This is a genomic window from Sphingobium sp. L-44, from assembly GCF_056859495.1.
In genome coordinates this window covers 41,796-58,689 of sequence record NZ_JBSXOQ010000105.1, presented here as the reverse complement: position 1 = coordinate 58,689, position 16,894 = coordinate 41,796, and the positions used below count along the sequence as shown (strand labels likewise).

Here is a 16,894-nt window from a genome sequence, read left to right as displayed (position 1 = left end):
ACCGCCTATTTGGCGGCGACGCCCTGTGGCAGCACCACTGCCGACCAGCTCTTGCCCGGCACCAGATATTTGGTGGCCAGCGCCTGGATGTCGGCCGGCGTGACGTTGAGCAGATCCTGGCTCATGGTCTGCATCGCCTGCACATAGCGGGGATCATGGGTCGATCCCTCCATCTGCCCCATCCAGAAGGCATTGCCGGTGCTGGCGCGCATCAGCAACTGCCGCATCGGCGCCACCGCCCGTTGCAGTTCGTCGGCGCTGATCGGCGTCTTCGCCAGATCGGCCGCCGTTTCCTTCACGACGCTGTAGAAATAATTGACCCGGTCAGGCCGCACCTGGCTGGTCACCAAGATATAGCCGCCACTGTCATAGGAGAAGGGCCAGCTATTCTGCACGCTGGGCGAATAGGCAGCGCCCTCGGTCGAGCGCAGCTTGTCGAACAGCCGGTCATTGAAAATCTGGGTCAGGATTTCGAGCTGGCGCGCCTCCTTGGTCAGCGCAAAGCCGCCCGACGTCGGCCAGGCCATGACGGCGGCCGCCTGTTCCTTGTCGCCATCATGGCGCAGGATGACCGGCTGTTCGACATGGGCGGGGAAACGCTGCACCTTGTTCGCGGCCGGCACCGGCACGTCCGGGCGGGCCGGCATCGCGCCAAAGGTCGCCGCCACGGCCTGGATCGCTTCTTCGGCCTTCACCTGACCGAAAATCTGGATCTCGATCGGTCCCGAAGCCAGGATCGGCTCCCAGGTCTGGCGGAAGCTTTCGGGCGTCAGCGCGTTGATTTCCGCCTTGGACGGGGTGCGGAACCGCACATCCTTGTCATGCAGCAGCCAGTTGAGGTCGCGCCCCAGCACGCCATCGGGCGCGCGCGACATCGCGTCATAAGCGACCGAGGCGCCGGTCTTCACCCGCGCGATCGGTGCCGGATCCCAGCCGGGCTGATACAGTTTGGCGGCGAACAGGCGCAACTGGTCCTTGTAATCGGCCGGGCGCGTCACCGCCTGCAATTCGAACGCATCATCATCGGTCGAAAACTGCATGCCCATGCGCCGACCATTGGTCAGGTCATCCAGTTCCCGCTGGCCCAGCTTGCCGATGCCGCTCGCCACCAGCGCATAATCGCCAGCCCAGCTTGCCACCGGCTTGGTGGGTGAAAAGGCCTGCTGCCCATGACCGAAGCGGACGTTGATCCGCACCTTCTCGGTCTCCGCATCATTGGCGAACAGCGTCAGCTTGACGCCGTTGGAGAAGGTGATGCTCTCCATCCCCTGCAACCCGACCGGCGTGCGCGACACGACGGTCGCGGGCGCACCGAATTTGGGCAGGTCGTCCATCGTCACCGCCTTGTCGGCCAGGCGGGCATTGGTCGCCGCCTTGACCGGCGCGGCGAGCGCAGCGGCCAGCTTCTGGTCCTGCCCCGCCTCGACCTTGCCGGTGATCAGCATCGCCCGGAACACCCCGGCGGAAAAGAGGCGGCGGGTGCAATCCAGTATCTTCTGCGGCGTCATCGCCGGCTTGCCGGAGCGGAAGATGTCGAGCGCGGCCTGCGGGCTGACCGTGGTTTCGCGAATGTCCACCGCGCTCACCAGATCGCTCGCCTGCTTCGCCCCGGCCTCCGTGTCGGCATTTTCGACCTGGATCGCCAGCGCCGTGTCGAGCTGCGCATATTCGCGGTCGATTTCCTGCTGGGTCGGCGGCGCGGCCTTCGCATCCTCGATGATCGCGCGCACATCGGCCAGCGCCTTCTCCCAATTCTCGCCGGTGGGCGTGATGGTGATGAAGGTGCCGTCGGCCGACCGGCTGATATCCTGCTGGTCGACACCCGCCGCCAGGAAGCTGCCCCCGGCCCGTGCCGCCTGCTCCAGCCGTCGGCTGACGATCTGCAGCGCCAGCATGTCGGTCAGCTTGTCCTGATTATAGACGATCGTGTCGGCATGCGGCTTCCACGGACGCAGCCAGGCCATGGTGAGGCCCGTCGGCGAGCCCGGCTCCACCACGACGCGGGTGGCCGGCGCCTTGGGGTCCGGCTCGCCGAAATCGGGCTGCTCGGCGCCCTTGCCGCTATCCTGCCAGCTGGCAAAATTATCCTTGAGCAACTGTTCGGCCAGCGCCGGGTCGATATCGCCGGCAATCGCGATCACCGTGTTTTCCGGGCGATACCAGCGCTGGTGGAAGGCTTCGGCCTTGGCCGCGGTCACCGCGTTGAGCGTTGCGACCGTGCCGATCGGCGCATGGTCAGCCAAGGCCTGGCCGGCAAAGAAATGCTGGCGACTGGCGTCGGAAATGCGCATCTGCGGCCCGTCGCTCTCGCGCCGTTCGGCCAACACCACCGCCCGCTCGGCATCGACCGCGCTGTCGACAATATTGGGATCGGTCATCATGCCGGCCAGGATTTTCAGGCTTTCGCCAAGGCTCGCCTGATTGGCCTGGGGCAGGTCGAGCGCATAGGTAGTGCCGGTCGGCGTGGTTGCGGCATTGCTGTCGCTGCCGAAGGTCACGCCCAGCCGCTGCCAGATGCGCTTCGACTCGCCATCGGGCACATGGCGCGACCCGCGCATCGACAGATGTTCCATGAAATGGGCATAGCCCTGTTCATCGGGACGCTCCATCAGCGATCCGGCGTCGATGCGCAGGCGGATCGACACCTGCCCCGGCGGCACGCCGTTGCGGCGGATGGCATAGCGCAGCCCGTTGGACAGCGTGCCAAACCGCCACGCCGTGTCGATCGGCACGTCACTATTTTCGTAGAGCCAGGGGCGGATATCCGCCTGGCTGCCGCCTGGCGCAGCCTTTGCCCCGGCAACCGAAGGATCGGTCCTAGCCGCCAGCGGCAGGGGAGAGCCCGACAGAAGCAGGGCAAGAATGGTGAGCGAAGCGGCCGAACGGCGAGAGGTCAAACGCATAGGCAGGTGAGCCTAACGGCATTTTCCTGAATGACCACTGACAAAGATGGTCACGCCGCGGCATCAGAGCATCACGCGCGAAAGGGGGAACCGCTCTTGCGCCCCACACGATGCGACAATGAAAATATGGCGCGCGCGCAAAAATGGAGCGCGCCAGACCGGTTGGTCCCGGACGCCCCATGGGGGCGCCCGGAACGCCTTAGCCATTAGCCGCGCGGTGCGCCGGTGCGCTGGACCGCGCCCTTGTGCGTGCCGACGGCGCCACCGCCGCCACCACGACGACGACGGAAATTCTTCTTGGCGCCGGCACCATCGCCTTCGCCACGATGCGCGCCCTCGCCACGATGGCCCCCTTCACCCCGGCGAGCCTTGTCTGGCGCGCCGCGCTGGGCCTTCTGCCCTTCCTGATAACGACGCTGGCCTTCGGCACGCTTGGCCTGCTGGGCCGGGCTCTGGCTCGGACCCTTGCGCTGCGGCGCGGGCTTGGGAAGGTTGCGCACGGCCTCCAGGAAATTCTCCGGCAGGGGCACGATCTCGGGCTTCACCTTGGTCGCCCGCTCGATCGCCTTCAGATAAGGCCGTTCGTCATCCGCCACGAAGCTGATGGCGATACCGTCTGCGCCGGCACGCGCCGTCCGCCCGATGCGGTGAACATATTGTTCCGGCACGTTCGGGATTTCAAAGTTGATGACATGGGACACGCCCGACACGTCGATGCCGCGCGCGGCAATGTCGGTCGCGACCAGCAGCTTGCAATGGCCGTGGCGGAACGCCTGCAGCGCGGTGGTGCGCTGTGCCTGGCTCTTGTTGCCATGGATCGCGAAGGCCTGGATGCCCGCGCCCTCCAAGAAGCGCACGACGCGGTCGGCGCCATGCTTGGTCCGGGTGAAGATCAGCGCGCGGTCGATCTCCTCGGTCTTCAGCACGATATGCAACAGCGCCTGCTTCTCCGCCTGGTTGACGAAGGTCAGTTGCTGGCGAACACGCTCGGCCGTGGTCGACTGCGGCGCGACGCTGACCTTGACCGGATCATTGAGGAACTGGCCGGCCAGCGCCTCGATCTCCTTGGGCATGGTGGCCGAGAAGAACAGGTTCTGGCGATCGCGCGGCAGCAGCTTGGCAATGCGCTTCAGGGGATGGATGAAGCCCATGTCCATCATCTGGTCGGCCTCGTCGAGGACGAAGATTTCCGTGTCCTTGATGGTGAAGGCGCGCTGGTCGATCAGGTCGAGCAGGCGGCCGGGGGTGGCGACGACGATGTCGACGCCGGCCGACAGGGCACGGATCTGCTTGTTGACCGGCACGCCGCCGAACACGGTTTCCACCGACAGGCGAAGGAAGCGGCCATAGTCGCGGAAGCTCTGGGCGATCTGGGCGGCCAGTTCGCGGGTCGGCGACAGCACCAGCATGCGACAGCCCTTGATCGGCGTCGGCTTGGGGTTGCGCGCGAAATAGTCGAGGCTGGGCAGCGCGAAGGCTGCGGTCTTGCCAGTGCCGGTCTGGGCGATGCCGCACAGGTCGCGGCCTTCCAGCAGGACCGGAATGGCCTTTTGCTGGATCGGCGTCGGCTCGGCATATTTCTTGGCGGTCAGCGCCTTGATGATCGGCTCGGAAAGACCAAGTTCATTGAAATGCATGAGAAACTCACAAGTCGGCCGGGCGCCAACCTGTCTGCGGACGCAGCAAGGGCGCAAGGCGGGTTAGGAAACGACCCGCGTGAATAGGGAAGCCTCAAGCTTGGCGCAGACTATCATTGGCCGGTTCCCAGGGCCTGTCAGAGCCGGGAACGATCACGCTGCCAATCGCTATCGGGCCCCAAGGGCCATGCTGCGCTGCCGCACATATGGGGCAAATGCCGCCGAAAAGCAAGCGGCCACGGGATTTCGCCCGCGGCCGCCCAACATCATGCCAGTCCTTTAGAGGCTGACCTCGGCATGCTTGTCGCGCAACTCCGCCCGGACATCGCCGCCGAACATCATCTTGAACACCCCGCCGATCGACAGATCGGCGCGCCAGATCTCCGCCGTGCCAAGGTCAAAGCGTAGCATCAGCAGGTTGGGATCCTGTCGTCCGCCCGGATACCAGGCCTCGATCTGCTTCGACCAATAACGGTCGATCACCGCCTCGTCGGTCTCCGGCACCAGCGTGCCGTTGATGCAGGCGAACAGATAATGATCCTTCGCCGCGAACTGCGCCATCGCCGGGCCGCCGGGCGCCAGCCGATTGTCGCGACTGGTATAGAACCAGAAGCAATGATCGGCATCCTTGTCCAATTGCGCGGTCATCGGCACGCTGTGCGCATGGCTGCCCTGCAACCCCACCATCAGGAACGGGCTGCTCGACAGATCTGTCCAGAAACGTTCGCGAATATCCTTGTCGTCGCTCATCTTTCCATCTCCTTATCTGGGGCTTCACCAAAGGAAATGGCTCGATGCCGCCGAAGTTCCGTTTGACCGCTTGATCTCGGGCGCGCACGTCGCCACATAGCGGCCATGCTGATCGAGACCGAACTCACGCCCAATCCGGCGACCGTCAAATTCCTCCCCGGCCAGGCCGTCATGGGCGCCGCGGGCACCCGCGACTTCGCCAGCCCCGAAGAGGCGGAAGCCTCGCCGCTGGCTGATGCGCTGTTCGGTCTGGGTGACGTGACCGGCGTCTTCTTCGGCGCCGACTTCATTTCGGTGACGATCGCGCCGGGCGCCGAGTGGAGCGACGTGAAGCCGGAAATTCTCTCGATCCTGCTCGACCATTTCTCGGCCAACATGCCGCTGTTCGCCGCCGGCACCGCCGCAGGCTTCAGCGTCCCGGCCGAAGAAGAGGCTTTCACCGATGACCCGGAAGATGCCGAGATCGTCGACCAGATCAAGGATCTGATCGAAACCCGCGTGCGCCCGGCCGTGGCCAATGACGGCGGCGACATCATCTATCGCGGCTTCGACAAGGGCACCGTTTATCTGCGCATGCAGGGCGCCTGCGCCGGCTGCCCCTCCTCCTCCGCCACGCTCAAGAACGGCATCGAGCAGCTGCTCAAACATTATGTGCCGGAAGTGACGGAAGTCCGCGCGGTCTGACGCTGCGATGACCAGATTTGGCAAATCGCCCCGGATCGATTAACCGCAGCCATATCCATATCGGCACCGCGGCTTCGGGGGAGTGAATTTGCGCATATTGGTCATCGACACCGCCACACAGGCGCTGTCCGTTGCGCTGCTGGAAGACGGCCAGCCAATCGGCCATTTTCATGAAATCGTCGGCCGCGGCCATGCCGAGGCCCTGCTGCCCGCGATCGCCGCGCTGCCCGATGGCGGGCGCGCCGACGCGATCGCGGTCGATGTCGGGCCGGGCAGCTTCACCGGCGTGCGCATCGGCATCGCCGCCGCCCGCGCTTTGGCACTCGCCTGGTCGGTGCCGCTCCATGGCTATAGCGCCTTTTCGCTGATCGCCGCGATGGCGTCGCTCGACCATCGGGACGGCCCGGTCGCGGTCACCATCACCGGCGGCCATGGCGAACTTTTCTGGCAATTGTTCGAGACCGATGGCCGCACCGCCACGACCCAGCCCGCCTCCACGCCGATCGCCACGCTCGCGACCCAGCTCGACATGGCGCAATTTTACGGCACCGGGGCCGAGGCGCTGGTCACCGCACGCGGCGACGGCACCGCGATAGCCCTCTATCCCGAAGCCGCGCGCTACAGCCTGATCGCAGATCTGCCGCCGCTTGCCCCCTCCCCGCTCTATGGCCGCGAGGCCGACGCCAAGACGATCGCGGAGCGCGCCGCTTCATGATCCCCGCCGGCCTGACGCTCGACACCTATGATGAGGGCGAGCGCAATGCGCTCGCCGACGCCATGGAAGTGATGACCCGCGCCTTCGACCCGCTGTTCGGCGAGGCCTGGACCCTGCCCCAATTGTCGGGGGTCATGACCATGCCGGGCACCTGGCTGACCGTCGCCCATGTCGATGCGGCCCCGCTCGGCTTCGCCCTGGTCCGTTCGGTGCTGGACGAATGCGAACTGCTGCTGCTGGCGGTCGATCCGCTATGGCGTGGCCGTGGCATCGGCCGGTCCCTGCTTGGCCACAGCCTGACGCTGGCGCGTCGCCGTGGCATCACGTCGATGAACCTGGAAGTCCGCGCATCGAACATGGCGGTCAAACTTTATGAGACTATTGGTTTCGAATATGTACATCGTCGCCCCGGTTACTATCGAGGCAATGATGGAAAGCTTCATGACGCTTTGAGTTTTCGCATCGACATGCTTGTTTAAGGCAATCTTCTCTTGCGAAGGCAGGCCACAGGGTCTAGCCAAGATATACCGCTCTGAATCCATTTCCTCAGGCGGGTCGCACAATAGAAGCCTTTGCAGGAAACAAGAAAAATGGAAAACGAATCGGCACAGAGCGAACTGCTCGTCACTCTGACCTCCGACATTGTCGCTGCGCACGTCTCGAACAACAGTGTTGCTGTTTCCGACGTCGCAACCCTGATCCAGAATGTTCATGCCGCGCTGACCGGTCTTTCGACCCCGGCGCCTGCCCCCGAAGTCAAGCCGGAACCGGCTGTTTCGGTGCGCGCATCGATCAAGCCGGATTACATCATTTGTCTGGAAGACGGTAAGAAGCTGAAGATGCTCAAGCGTCACCTGATGACCCATTATCAGATGACCCCCGAAGATTATCGCGCCAAGTGGGGCCTGCCGGCCGATTACCCGATGGTCGCCCCCAATTATGCCGAACAGCGCCGCTCGCTGGCCAAGAAGATTGGTCTGGGCACCAAGCGCCGCCGGACCCGTGGCAGCAAATAAGCCCCACAACTTCGGCATTTACCTATTGCGAAAGGGGCGCATCGACGATGCGCCCCTTTTCCGTTGGAACAAAAGCGGCTAGGCAATGTCCGACTTTTCCATTTTTGAAGCGAGCCAGCCCCCCGCATGAACCGCAAGATCGACGTCGAAGCCCTTTGCCACGAAAAGGGCCTGCGCATCACCGAACAGCGCCGGGTCATCGCCCAGGTGCTGAGCGACGCGACCGATCACCCCGATGTCGAGGAACTGCACAAGCGCGCGTCCACCATCGATCCGGGCATCTCGATCGCCACCGTGTACCGCACCGTGCGCCTGTTCGAGGAAGCCGGCATTCTGGAGCGCCACGATTTTGGCGACGGTCGCGCCCGCTACGAAGCAGCCCCGGAATCGCATCATGACCATCTGATCGACGTCGAAACCGGCAACGTCATCGAATTCGTCGATCCCGAACTGGAACTGCTGCAGAAGCAGATCGCCGAAAAGCTCGGCTTCCGCCTGGTCGACCACCGCATGGAACTGTACGGCGTCGCCCTCGACCGCAAGGACTGACGCCTTGGCGCCACTGCGCCGGGCAGGCCGCATCGCCGCTCTGCTGGGCAGCCTGCTGCTTTGCCTGCCCCCGCACCTCTTGTGGCGCCTGCTTCGCCGTCCATCCCCCTGGCCGCGCCGCTTCCTGGGGATGGCGACCCGCTCGGTCGGCGCCCGCGTCCGGTTGGAAGGTCACCCGGTCGACAGCGACATGTTCCTGATCGCCAATCATGTCAGCTGGATCGACATTCTCGCCCTGGCTGACGCCACCGGCGCCGCCTTCGTCGCCCATGACGGCATTGCCAGCTGGCCGGTGATCGGCTGGCTCGCCGCCCAGAACAATACATTATTCGTCTCGCGCGAGAAGCGGGGCAGCCTGTCGGGCCAGCTCAATGCGCTGCGCGCCGCGCTTGCCGGTCATCAGCCCATTGCCCTCTTCCCTGAAGGCACAACCAGCGATGGCAGTGGCCTGCTGCCCTTCAAGCCGTCGCTGCTCGCCGTACTGATGCCGCCGCCGCGCGCGGTGATGATCCAGCCGGTCCATATCGATTATGGCGCCGCCACGGCGGAGATCGCCTGGCACGGTGACGAACCCGCCGGCGCCAACGCCAAACGGCTGCTGGAACGCAAGGGCCGCCTGCCCGTCACCATCCGGTTCCTGGAGCCGTTCGACCCGGCCAGTTGCGCCGATCGCAAGATATTGGCGGCCACCGCGCACCAGCGGATCGCCGCGAGCATTGCCGCGCACCTGCCACCTTCCTCTTCGGGCCAAGCGCCTGTATAGCTGGACGGCATGAATCGTAACGACGCCCCCGAACATACCGCCGGCAAGGGCCCGGCCACCTTCCAGGTCAAATCCTTCGGCTGCCAGATGAACGTCTATGATGGCGAACGCATGGCCGAAATGCTGGGCGAGCGCGGCATGACCGCTGCTGCCGATGGCGCAGAGGCAGACCTCGTCATCCTCAACACCTGCCACATCCGCGAAAAGGCGGTGGACAAGGTCTATTCCGACATTGGTCGCCTGACTCGCGAGGATGGCACGCGCCCGATGATCGCCGTCGCCGGCTGCGTCGCCCAAGCCGAAGGTGGCGAGATCCAGCGCCGCGCCCGCAATGTCGACATCGTCGTCGGCCCGCAGGCCTATCACCGCCTGCCCGACCTCATCGGCAAGGCGCAGCGCGGCGAGGAGGCTGTCGACACCGACATGCCGGCCAATTCCAAGTTCGCCGCGCTGCCCGGCCGCACCAAGCAGGCCCGACCGACCGCCTTCCTGACGATCATGGAAGGCTGCGACAAATTCTGCACCTATTGCGTCGTGCCCTATACCCGCGGCGCGGAAATCAGCCGCAGCTGGACCGCGATCCTGGACGAGGCCAAGGCGCTGGTCGATGGCGGCGTGCGCGAGATCACCCTGCTGGGTCAGAACGTCAATGCCTGGACCGGCGAGGATGACAAGGGCCGGATGCAGGGCATGGATGGCCTGGCCCGCGAACTGGCGAAGCTCGGCGGACTGGAGCGCATCCGCTACACCACCAGCCACCCCAACGACATGAGTGACGGCCTGATCGCCGCCCATGGCGACGAGCCCAAGCTGATGCCCTTCCTCCACCTGCCGGTGCAGTCGGGCAATGACCGTATCCTCAAGGCCATGAACCGCAGCCACACGGTCGACAGCTATCTGCGCATCATCGAGCGCGTGCGCGCGGCGCGGCCGGACATCGCCCTGTCCGGCGATTTCATCGTCGGCTTCCCCGGCGAGAGCGACGCCGAGTTCGAAGATACTCTCAAGATCGTCGAGCAAGTGCGTTATGCGCAATGCTATTCCTTCAAATACAGCCCCCGCCCCGGTACCCCGGCGGCGGACATGGATCACCAGATCCCGGCGGCGGTGATGGACGAACGGCTGGCCCGGCTGCAGGCCGCGATCAACCGCCATCAGGTCGATTTCAACAGCGCCACGGTGGGCCGCACCACCAGCATCCTGCTCGAACGCAAGGGCCGCTATCCCGGCCAGCTGATCGGCAAGACGCCCTGGCTGCAATCCGTCCATGTCACCGCGCCCGAATATGGCATTGGCGACATGGTCGATGTCGATATCATCAGCGCCGGCCCGAACAGCCTGGCCGGCGAAATCAGCAGGAGGAAAGCCGCTTGAACCAAAGCCTCGTCATTCCCGCACAGCCGGGAAGCCATCTCCCCGACCCACGGCGCCTGCCGGTCCTTACGAGATGCATGACGAGCCAGGGAGGCTTTTGAATGGGCAAGAAACCGCACCATCCCCGCACCGACATTGCCGAGCGCGCGCGCCTGGAAGTGACGTTCGAGAAGCCGCATCTTCTGGGTGCGCTGTTCGGCCAATATGACCAGAATCTGGTCGCGATCGAGAACCGCCTGGGCGTCTATATCGCCGCGCGTGGCAACAAGCTGCAGATCGAGGGCGAGGCCGAAGCCGCCGCCCGCGCCCGCGACGTGATGACCGGCCTCTACAACCGCATCGTCGCCGGGCAGGAAATCGACAATGGCGCAGTGGAAGCCGTGATCGCCATGTCGGCCGAACCGACGCTGGATGGCATCATCCGCCATGACGTCGCCGAACCACCCAAGGTGATGATCCGCACCCGCAAGAAGACGATCGTCCCCCGTTCCGCCACCCAGGTCGCCTATATGGAGGCGCTGACCCGGAACGACATCATCTTCGCGCTTGGCCCGGCAGGCACCGGCAAGACCTATCTGGCGGTCGCCCAGGCGGTCAGCCAGCTCATCACCGGCAGCGTCGACCGCCTGATCCTCTCCCGTCCCGCCGTCGAGGCAGGCGAGAAGCTCGGCTTCCTGCCGGGCGACATGAAGGAAAAGGTCGATCCCTACCTCCGGCCGATCTACGACGCGCTGCACGACACGCTGCCAGCCGAACAGGTCGAACGGCGGATCGCCAGCGGCGAGATCGAGATCGCGCCGCTCGCCTTCATGCGCGGCCGGACGCTGGCCAATGCCTTCATCGTGCTGGACGAGGCGCAGAACACCACCATCGCCCAGATGAAGATGTTCCTGACCCGCTTTGGCGAAGGCAGCCGCATGGTCATCTGCGGCGATCCCAAGCAGGTCGACCTGCCGCAGCCGGGCATTTCGGGCCTGGCCGACGCGGTCGCACGGCTGGACGGGGTCGAGGGTATCGCCATGGTCCCCTTCGGCATTGGCGATGTCGTGCGCCATCCGGTGGTCGGCCGCATCGTCCAGGCCTATGAGGGGCCGGATGCCTAAATCTTCACAACGGATCTCAACATTATGATCGAAGTCGCTGTCCTTCATGAAGAAGGCTGGCCCGGCACGGACTGGGAATTTCTCGCGCAACAGGCGGTTTCGGCCGCCATTGCGCACAGTCCCTATGCCGCCTTCGCGACCGACTCCACCCTCTATGAGGTCGCGGTCAAGCTGACCGACGATGATGAGGTGCATCAGCTCAACCGCGCCTATCGCGAGAAGGACAAGCCGACCAACGTCCTGTCCTTCCCGATGGTGCAGGAAGACCTGCTGGAAGTGACGGCCAATACCGACGATGGCGAGGTTCTGCTGGGCGATATCGTGTTGGCCGAGGGGGTCTGCGCCGCCGAAGCCGCGGAAAAGGGCATATCGGTCGCCGACCATGCCACGCATCTGATCGTCCACGGGACTTTTCATTTGCTTGGATATGACCATATGGACGACAATGAAGCCGAGGCGATGGAAGCGCTGGAAATCCGCGCGCTCCTCAGCCTTGGCCTGGCCGATCCCTATGGGGATCGGGACAATGGTTGATCATGCTTATTCGGATCCGGTCTGTCACCGGCTTCGACAATGTTCTGAAACAGGGGAATAGGAAGTAAGATGGCTGAAGGCAGCCCGAAGGATAGCGCCGGTTCCAAGGAAGCGGACAGTAGTAACGAGGGCGGTTTATGGAGCGGCCTGAAGTCGCTCCTGTTCGGCGAGAATGAAGCCCCCAGCCTCCGCAAGGAACTGGAAGAGGCGCTCGACGAATATGATGAGGAAGAGCAGGAAGAGGGCGCGGCCCCGCCTGCCAAGGGCGATCTGTCCGCGATCGAGCGGCAGATGGTCCGCAACCTGCTGCATTTTTCCGAACATACGGTCGACGACGTCGCCCTGCCCCGCGCCGACATCGTCGCGATCGAGGAAAAGGCGAGCTTTGCTGAACTGGCAGAACTGTTCGCCGAGGCCGGCCACAGCCGCATCCCGGTCTATCGCGAGACGCTCGATACGATCGTCGGCATGGTCCATATCCGCGATGCTTTCGCCATCCTCGCCGGCAAGGCGCCGGTGCCCGATACGCTGGCGCCGCTGATCCGCCAGCCACTTTATGTGCCCGAAAGCATGGGCGCGCTCGACCTGCTCGCCGAAATGCGCGCCAAGCGCACCCATCTCGCCATCGTGCTGGACGAATATTCGGGCACCGAAGGCCTGCTGACGTTCGAGGATCTGGTCGAGGAAATCGTCGGCGAGGTCGAGGACGAGCACGACGACGCGCCCGAAGCGATGCTGGTGCCGCTGGAAGGCGGCATGTGGGATGCCGACGCCCGCGCCGAACTGGACGATGTTGCCGAGGAAATCGACCCGCGCCTGGGCGAGATCGAGGAAGATGTCGATACGCTGGGCGGTCTCGCCTTCGTGCTCGCCGGCCGCGTCCCCGAACCGGGCGAGATCATTCCGCACGAACAGAGCGGCTGGAAGCTGGAAATCCTGGCAAGCGACGGCCGCCGCGTCACCCGACTGCGGCTCCACCCGCCGGTCGAGCAGGAACTGGAAGCAGAAGAGGCCTGAGGGTAAAGCCTTCGCTATAGTAGTGATATTCAGTAGCGAGCAGATGTTACACAATTCCTCTCCCGTTAACGGGAGAGGAAGGGCCCCGCGCCGAAGGTGTGGGAGGATGAGGAGTTTCTGAAGTAAGCAGCCCTCATCCAACTTCGCCTAGCCGGCTTTGCCGGCAAGGCTTCATATCCTTCTCCCGCTGACGGGAGAAGGGAAATTCGAAATGGTTGTTGCTTTCCCTGCCTTTCGCCCTTGCGAGTGTAGCGAGACAATCCAGTTCGCTGCCATTCAGCCTTCGTCTTTCCCATCGCAAAATGTTAACGGGGCATATCTAGGGCGTATCAATATTCAACCGAACGGCGGGCATGGACAGCGAGCGATCTTCTTTCAGGCACCATCCTTATGCCGACATGCCGGTCGCCGCGCCATGGTCGCGTCTCGAACGGATAGTATTTCTTGCGATCTGCCTCGCGACGTTGTTCTTCGCGATCCTGACGCCTCCCTTTCAGGCCCCGGATGAGAACCAGCATTATATGAAGGCGCTGGCCCTGTCGCAGGGCCATGTCGTGACGCAAATCCAGGGCGACCGGATCGGCGCGGAACTGTCGCGCGCGGCGGTCGATCTTCATGCCAACGATTTCCCGACCGAACCGGACGGCCGACGCCACCGCTATGACAAGGTGATGATCGACCGGGCCTGGGCCGCCGACGACGCCCGCCCCGGCTCGCGCTTCGCCGAATTTCCCAATGTCGCCAGCTATGCGCCGACGCTCTATGCCCCCGGCGCCGTCGGCCTCGCAATCGGTGACGCGCTCGGCCTGCCGCGCATCGGCGCCTTCTATGCCGGCCGCATCGTCAATGCGCTGACCGCATTGCTGCTGCTCGCCGCCGCGCTGCGCCTCATCCCATTTGGCCGGATGGCGCTGCTCGGCACCGCGCTGCTGCCGACCTTCTGCTACCAGATCGGCTCGCTCTCGCCCGATGCGGTCATCAACGGCGTTGGCTTTCTCGGCCTCGCTCTGGCACTGCGCGTCGGCTTCATGGGGCCGCAGCGCGCCAGCGCCGCCGCCACGCTGGTCACCGCGCCGCTGCTGGCGCTGGCCAAGGGCGTCTATCTGCCGCTGATGGCCGCCGGCCTGCGCTGGCCCAGCCGCGCCAGCCTGCTTCGCAACGCGCTGATCCTGAGCGCGATGCTGCTGGGGGCTGTCATCTTCGCTGTCTGGATGAAGGCCAATGGCGGCAGCCAGGCGCTCTATCACATCACCTCGCGCAAGACCGGGGAGAGCGTGCTGACCGCGCCGCTGGCGCAGCAACTGGCCGTGATCCTAGCCGATCCGGCCGGCTATGCCCGCATCCTCGCGTCCAGCATCGTCGAACGGGCACCAGTCTATGCGCTGCAAATCGTCGGCCGCTTCGGCTGGAACGCGATCCTGCTGCCGCTGCTCGCTTACCCCCTTGCCCTGCTGATGCTTGGCAGCGCCGTGCTGAGCGGATCGGGCGTGCGCTTCGGCCTCGGCCAGCGGCTCTGGTGGCTGGCGATCGCGCTCGGCACCGCGCTGCTGATTGAAACCGCCATGTATCTCACCGGCACGCCGCTCGGCGCCGATTATATCCAGGGAACGCAGGGCCGCTATTTCCTGCCGCTGCTGCCGCTTGTGCTGCTGGCGCTGATGCCGGCCAATCCGCGGCGCAGAGCCCGCCTGCTCTGCGTCGGCGCCGGCCTGACGCTGCTTATCATCGCGATGCTCAGCGCCTGGGACAGTTTCTGGGTCCATGGCTTCGTCACCGCCGACGGCATGCCGCCGCACAGCAGCATCGGCCGGGCCTTACTGCTGCCCTCGCCGCGCTGGTAGCCAGACCGCGCACAGCACAAGCCAGCCCAGCCCTTCGACCCATCCAGCCATCACGTCACTTGGCCAATGCACGCCCAGCCACACCCGGCTGGCGCCGATCAGCGCGATCATAACCCCGCCCGCGCCATAGGCCCAGCGCCGCCCGGCCAGCATCGCCAGCGCACCGAAAAACATCATGTTCCCCGCCGCATGGCCGCTGGGGAAGCTATAGCTATGCACGATGTCGAGATGCGGCAGCAGGTCGGGCCGGGGCGCCGCGAATATCTGCTTGAGGATCAGGTTGAGCAGCGTGCCGCCAATCTCCACCCCGGCGAACCACAGGGCCGCCGCCCTCCGCCCGGTGAAGAACAATGCGCCCAGCACGACCAGCGACAGGATGATGCGGATCGCCGTACCGCCGATCGCCGAAGCGAGCCGCATGACCATCGTCACATGCCCGCCCAGCGCCGTCTCGCGCCCTTGGCCAGCCCAGCCCATCAGGCCGATGTTCAGATCGTCGAGCAGACCATGGCGCTGCGCCAGCGCGATTCCCAGCACGCAAAAAAGCGCGAGGATGAATATCCCCGCGCCTTTTTTCAGCATCTGCTGCCGATCAGATATGGAGCGCACGCCCATAAGCGGCGAGCACGCTTTCATGCATCGATTCCGAGATGGTTGGGTGCGGGAACACCGTCTGCATCAGTTCGGCCTCGGTCGTCTCCAGCGTCTTGCCGATAGTATAGCCCTGGATCATCTCGGTCACTTCCGCGCCGATCATGTGGGCGCCCAGCAGTTCGCCGGTCTTGGCGTCGAACACGGTCTTGGTGAAGCCCTCGGCCTCGCCCAGCGCGATCGCCTTGCCATTGCCGATGAAGGGGAACATGCCGACCTTGACGTCGTAGCCCGCTTCCTTGGCCTTGGCTTCGGTCAGGCCGACCGACGCGATCTGCGGGTGGCAATAGGTGCAACCCGGAATGTTGCGCACGTCCATCGCATGCGGGTGGACATCCTTGTTGCCCAGCGCCTGCGCGATCGCCTCGACCGTGGTGACGGCCTCATGGCTCGCCTTGTGCGCCAGCCATGGCGGCGCGGTGACGTCACCGATCGCCCAGATGCCGTCGACATTGGTGCGGCCATAGGCATCGGTCTTGATGTGGAAGCGCTGGTCGGGCTCGACGCCAACCTCTTCCAGACCGATATTCTCGACATTGGGGACGATGCCGATCGCCACGATGACATGGCTATATTCGGCGGTGATGTCCTTGCCGGCCTTGTCCTTGATGGTCGCGGTCACGGCCTTGTCGGTCGCGGCGATCTTCTCGATCTTGGCGCCGGTCAGGATGGTCATGCCCTGCTTCTTGACCGCCTTTTCGAGGAAGGCCGAGACATCGGCATCCTCGACCGGCACGATCCGGTCCATCATCTCGACCACGGTCACGTCAGCGCCCATGTCATTGTAGAAGCTGGCGAACTCGATACCGATCGCGCCCGAACCAATGACCAGCAGCTTGGTCGGCATTTCCGGCGGGGTCATGGCGTGGCGATAGGTCCACACGCGCTTGCCGTCAGCCTTGAGCTGCGGCAGGTCGCGAGCGCGGGCGCCGGTCGCGACGATGATATGCTTGGCGGTCAGTTCTTCGCTCTTGCCGTCCTTGGTGACGGTCAGCTTGCCCTTGCCGGTCAGCTTGCCATCGCCCATGTGGACGGTGATCTTGTTCTTCTTCATCAGGTGCGTGACGCCCTGATTGAGCTGCTTGGCGACGCCGCGCGAACGCTTCACCACCGCCTCGATGTCGGCGCTGATCTTCTCGGCAACCAGGCCATAATCCTGGGCATGCTGCATATAATGGAAGATTTCGGCCGAACGCAGCAGCGCCTTGGTCGGAATACAGCCCCAGTTGAGGCAGATGCCGCCCAGATTTTCGCGCTCCACGATCGCGGTCTTGAGGCCCAGTTGCGCCGCCCGGATGGCGGCAACATAGCCGCCCGGGCCGGAGCCGAGGACGATCAGGTCATAGGTATCAGCCAT

17 protein-coding genes are annotated in these 16,894 nt (G+C 64.5%); 11 read left to right on the top strand and 6 right to left on the bottom strand.

Annotated elements, in window-relative coordinates:
• Window positions 1-5: 5 nt before the first annotated feature.
• The 3 genes from AC13EK_RS17440 to AC13EK_RS17430 form a co-directional block, all read right to left on the bottom strand.
• Window positions 6-2,903, bottom strand: coding sequence for a M16 family metallopeptidase (locus AC13EK_RS17440; RefSeq protein WP_069337767.1), 2,898 nt, complete (start codon window positions 2,901-2,903; stop codon window positions 6-8).
• Window positions 2,904-3,109: 206 nt separating this feature from the next.
• Entirely contained in the window at window positions 3,110-4,540 is a 1,431-nt protein-coding gene (locus tag AC13EK_RS17435; protein WP_004207589.1) for a DEAD/DEAH box helicase, read from the bottom strand.
• Between the two features lie 279 nt (window positions 4,541-4,819).
• Window positions 4,820-5,290, bottom strand: a complete 471-nt coding sequence (locus AC13EK_RS17430; RefSeq protein WP_277788184.1) for a pyridoxamine 5'-phosphate oxidase family protein — start codon at window positions 5,288-5,290, stop codon at window positions 4,820-4,822.
• A 105-nt stretch (window positions 5,291-5,395) separates the two neighbouring features.
• On the opposite strand from AC13EK_RS17430, the gene AC13EK_RS17425 reads away from it, so the two are divergent.
• The 10 genes from AC13EK_RS17425 (at window position 5,396) to AC13EK_RS17380 (ending at window position 13,045) form a co-directional block, all read left to right on the top strand.
• Window positions 5,396-5,974: a NifU family protein gene (locus tag AC13EK_RS17425; protein ID WP_004207592.1), complete on the top strand. Its 579-nt coding sequence runs from the start codon at window positions 5,396-5,398 to the stop codon at window positions 5,972-5,974.
• Between the two features lie 88 nt (window positions 5,975-6,062).
• Window positions 6,063-6,689: a tRNA (adenosine(37)-N6)-threonylcarbamoyltransferase complex dimerization subunit type 1 TsaB gene (tsaB, locus tag AC13EK_RS17420; RefSeq protein WP_483022292.1), complete on the top strand. Its 627-nt coding sequence runs from the start codon at window positions 6,063-6,065 to the stop codon at window positions 6,687-6,689.
• Complete coding sequence (locus AC13EK_RS17415) at window positions 6,686-7,168, top strand: GNAT family N-acetyltransferase (protein ID WP_004207594.1); 483 nt, start codon at window positions 6,686-6,688, stop codon at window positions 7,166-7,168. Before tsaB ends, AC13EK_RS17415 begins: the two co-directional genes overlap by 4 nt.
• Before the next feature lie 111 nt (window positions 7,169-7,279).
• The gene (locus AC13EK_RS17410) at window positions 7,280-7,705 is read left to right on the top strand and encodes a Ros/MucR family transcriptional regulator (protein ID WP_069337769.1); all 426 of its coding nucleotides are present in this window, start codon (window positions 7,280-7,282) and stop codon (window positions 7,703-7,705) included.
• A 126-nt stretch (window positions 7,706-7,831) separates the two neighbouring features.
• Window positions 7,832-8,254: a Fur family transcriptional regulator gene (locus AC13EK_RS17405; RefSeq protein ID WP_004207596.1), complete on the top strand. Its 423-nt coding sequence runs from the start codon at window positions 7,832-7,834 to the stop codon at window positions 8,252-8,254.
• A gap of 4 nt (window positions 8,255-8,258) precedes the next feature.
• Window positions 8,259-9,017, top strand: a complete 759-nt coding sequence (locus AC13EK_RS17400) for a lysophospholipid acyltransferase family protein (RefSeq protein ID WP_069337770.1) — start codon at window positions 8,259-8,261, stop codon at window positions 9,015-9,017.
• Window positions 9,018-9,026: 9 nt separating this feature from the next.
• Complete coding sequence (gene miaB / locus AC13EK_RS17395; protein ID WP_069337771.1) at window positions 9,027-10,391, top strand: tRNA (N6-isopentenyl adenosine(37)-C2)-methylthiotransferase MiaB; 1,365 nt, start codon at window positions 9,027-9,029, stop codon at window positions 10,389-10,391.
• Between the two features lie 101 nt (window positions 10,392-10,492).
• Entirely contained in the window at window positions 10,493-11,494 is a 1,002-nt protein-coding gene (locus tag AC13EK_RS17390; RefSeq protein WP_010336027.1) for a PhoH family protein, read from the top strand.
• 24 nt (window positions 11,495-11,518) lie between these two features.
• Entirely contained in the window at window positions 11,519-12,028 is a 510-nt protein-coding gene (gene ybeY / locus AC13EK_RS17385) for an rRNA maturation RNase YbeY (protein ID WP_010336026.1), read from the top strand.
• Between the two features lie 69 nt (window positions 12,029-12,097).
• Window positions 12,098-13,045, top strand: coding sequence for a hemolysin family protein (locus tag AC13EK_RS17380; RefSeq protein WP_017503267.1), 948 nt, complete (start codon window positions 12,098-12,100; stop codon window positions 13,043-13,045).
• 329 nt (window positions 13,046-13,374) lie between these two features.
• Here the strand turns inward: AC13EK_RS17380 and AC13EK_RS17375 are convergent, their stop codons facing one another.
• Window positions 13,375-13,563, bottom strand: coding sequence for a hypothetical protein (locus AC13EK_RS17375; protein WP_483022297.1), 189 nt, complete (start codon window positions 13,561-13,563; stop codon window positions 13,375-13,377).
• On the opposite strand from AC13EK_RS17375, the gene AC13EK_RS17370 reads away from it, so the two are divergent.
• Window positions 13,510-14,886: a DUF2142 domain-containing protein gene (locus AC13EK_RS17370; RefSeq protein WP_483022291.1), complete on the top strand. Its 1,377-nt coding sequence runs from the start codon at window positions 13,510-13,512 to the stop codon at window positions 14,884-14,886. The genes AC13EK_RS17375 and AC13EK_RS17370 overlap by 54 nt on opposite strands.
• Here the strand turns inward: AC13EK_RS17370 and AC13EK_RS17365 are convergent.
• On the bottom strand, window positions 14,860-15,501 hold the full coding sequence (locus AC13EK_RS17365) for a phosphatase PAP2 family protein (protein WP_069337773.1): 642 nt from the start codon (window positions 15,499-15,501) through the stop codon (window positions 14,860-14,862). The two genes, AC13EK_RS17370 and AC13EK_RS17365, sit on opposite strands and share 27 nt — an antisense overlap.
• The gene (gene lpdA, locus AC13EK_RS17360; protein WP_069337774.1) at window positions 15,479-16,894 is read right to left on the bottom strand and encodes a dihydrolipoyl dehydrogenase; all 1,416 of its coding nucleotides are present in this window, start codon (window positions 16,892-16,894) and stop codon (window positions 15,479-15,481) included. Before lpdA ends, AC13EK_RS17365 begins: the two co-directional genes overlap by 23 nt.

What these genes read in the sequence shown, in the direction of transcription:
- ybeY (WP_010336026.1), top strand. Translation starts at nt 11,519, where the DNA reads ATGATCGAAGTCGCTGTCCTTCATGAAGAAGGCTGGCCCGGCACGGAC.
- AC13EK_RS17405 (WP_004207596.1), top strand. Translation starts at nt 7,832, where the DNA reads ATGAACCGCAAGATCGACGTCGAAGCCCTTTGCCACGAAAAGGGCCTG.
- AC13EK_RS17440 (WP_069337767.1), bottom strand. Translation starts at nt 2,903, where the DNA reads ATGCGTTTGACCTCTCGCCGTTCGGCCGCTTCGCTCACCATTCTTGCC.
- AC13EK_RS17390 (WP_010336027.1), top strand. Translation starts at nt 10,493, where the DNA reads ATGGGCAAGAAACCGCACCATCCCCGCACCGACATTGCCGAGCGCGCG.
- miaB (WP_069337771.1), top strand. Translation starts at nt 9,027, where the DNA reads ATGAATCGTAACGACGCCCCCGAACATACCGCCGGCAAGGGCCCGGCC.
- AC13EK_RS17435 (WP_004207589.1), bottom strand. Translation starts at nt 4,540, where the DNA reads ATGCATTTCAATGAACTTGGTCTTTCCGAGCCGATCATCAAGGCGCTG.
- AC13EK_RS17375 (WP_483022297.1), bottom strand. Translation starts at nt 13,563, where the DNA reads ATGCTGGTTCTCATCCGGGGCCTGAAAGGGAGGCGTCAGGATCGCGAA.
- AC13EK_RS17430 (WP_277788184.1), bottom strand. Translation starts at nt 5,290, where the DNA reads ATGAGCGACGACAAGGATATTCGCGAACGTTTCTGGACAGATCTGTCG.
- AC13EK_RS17425 (WP_004207592.1), top strand. Translation starts at nt 5,396, where the DNA reads ATGCTGATCGAGACCGAACTCACGCCCAATCCGGCGACCGTCAAATTC.
- AC13EK_RS17410 (WP_069337769.1), top strand. Translation starts at nt 7,280, where the DNA reads ATGGAAAACGAATCGGCACAGAGCGAACTGCTCGTCACTCTGACCTCC.
- AC13EK_RS17415 (WP_004207594.1), top strand. Translation starts at nt 6,686, where the DNA reads ATGATCCCCGCCGGCCTGACGCTCGACACCTATGATGAGGGCGAGCGC.
- AC13EK_RS17365 (WP_069337773.1), bottom strand. Translation starts at nt 15,501, where the DNA reads ATGGGCGTGCGCTCCATATCTGATCGGCAGCAGATGCTGAAAAAAGGC.
- lpdA (WP_069337774.1), bottom strand. Translation starts at nt 16,894, where the DNA reads ATGGCTGATACCTATGACCTGATCGTCCTCGGCTCCGGCCCGGGCGGC.
- AC13EK_RS17380 (WP_017503267.1), top strand. Translation starts at nt 12,098, where the DNA reads ATGGCTGAAGGCAGCCCGAAGGATAGCGCCGGTTCCAAGGAAGCGGAC.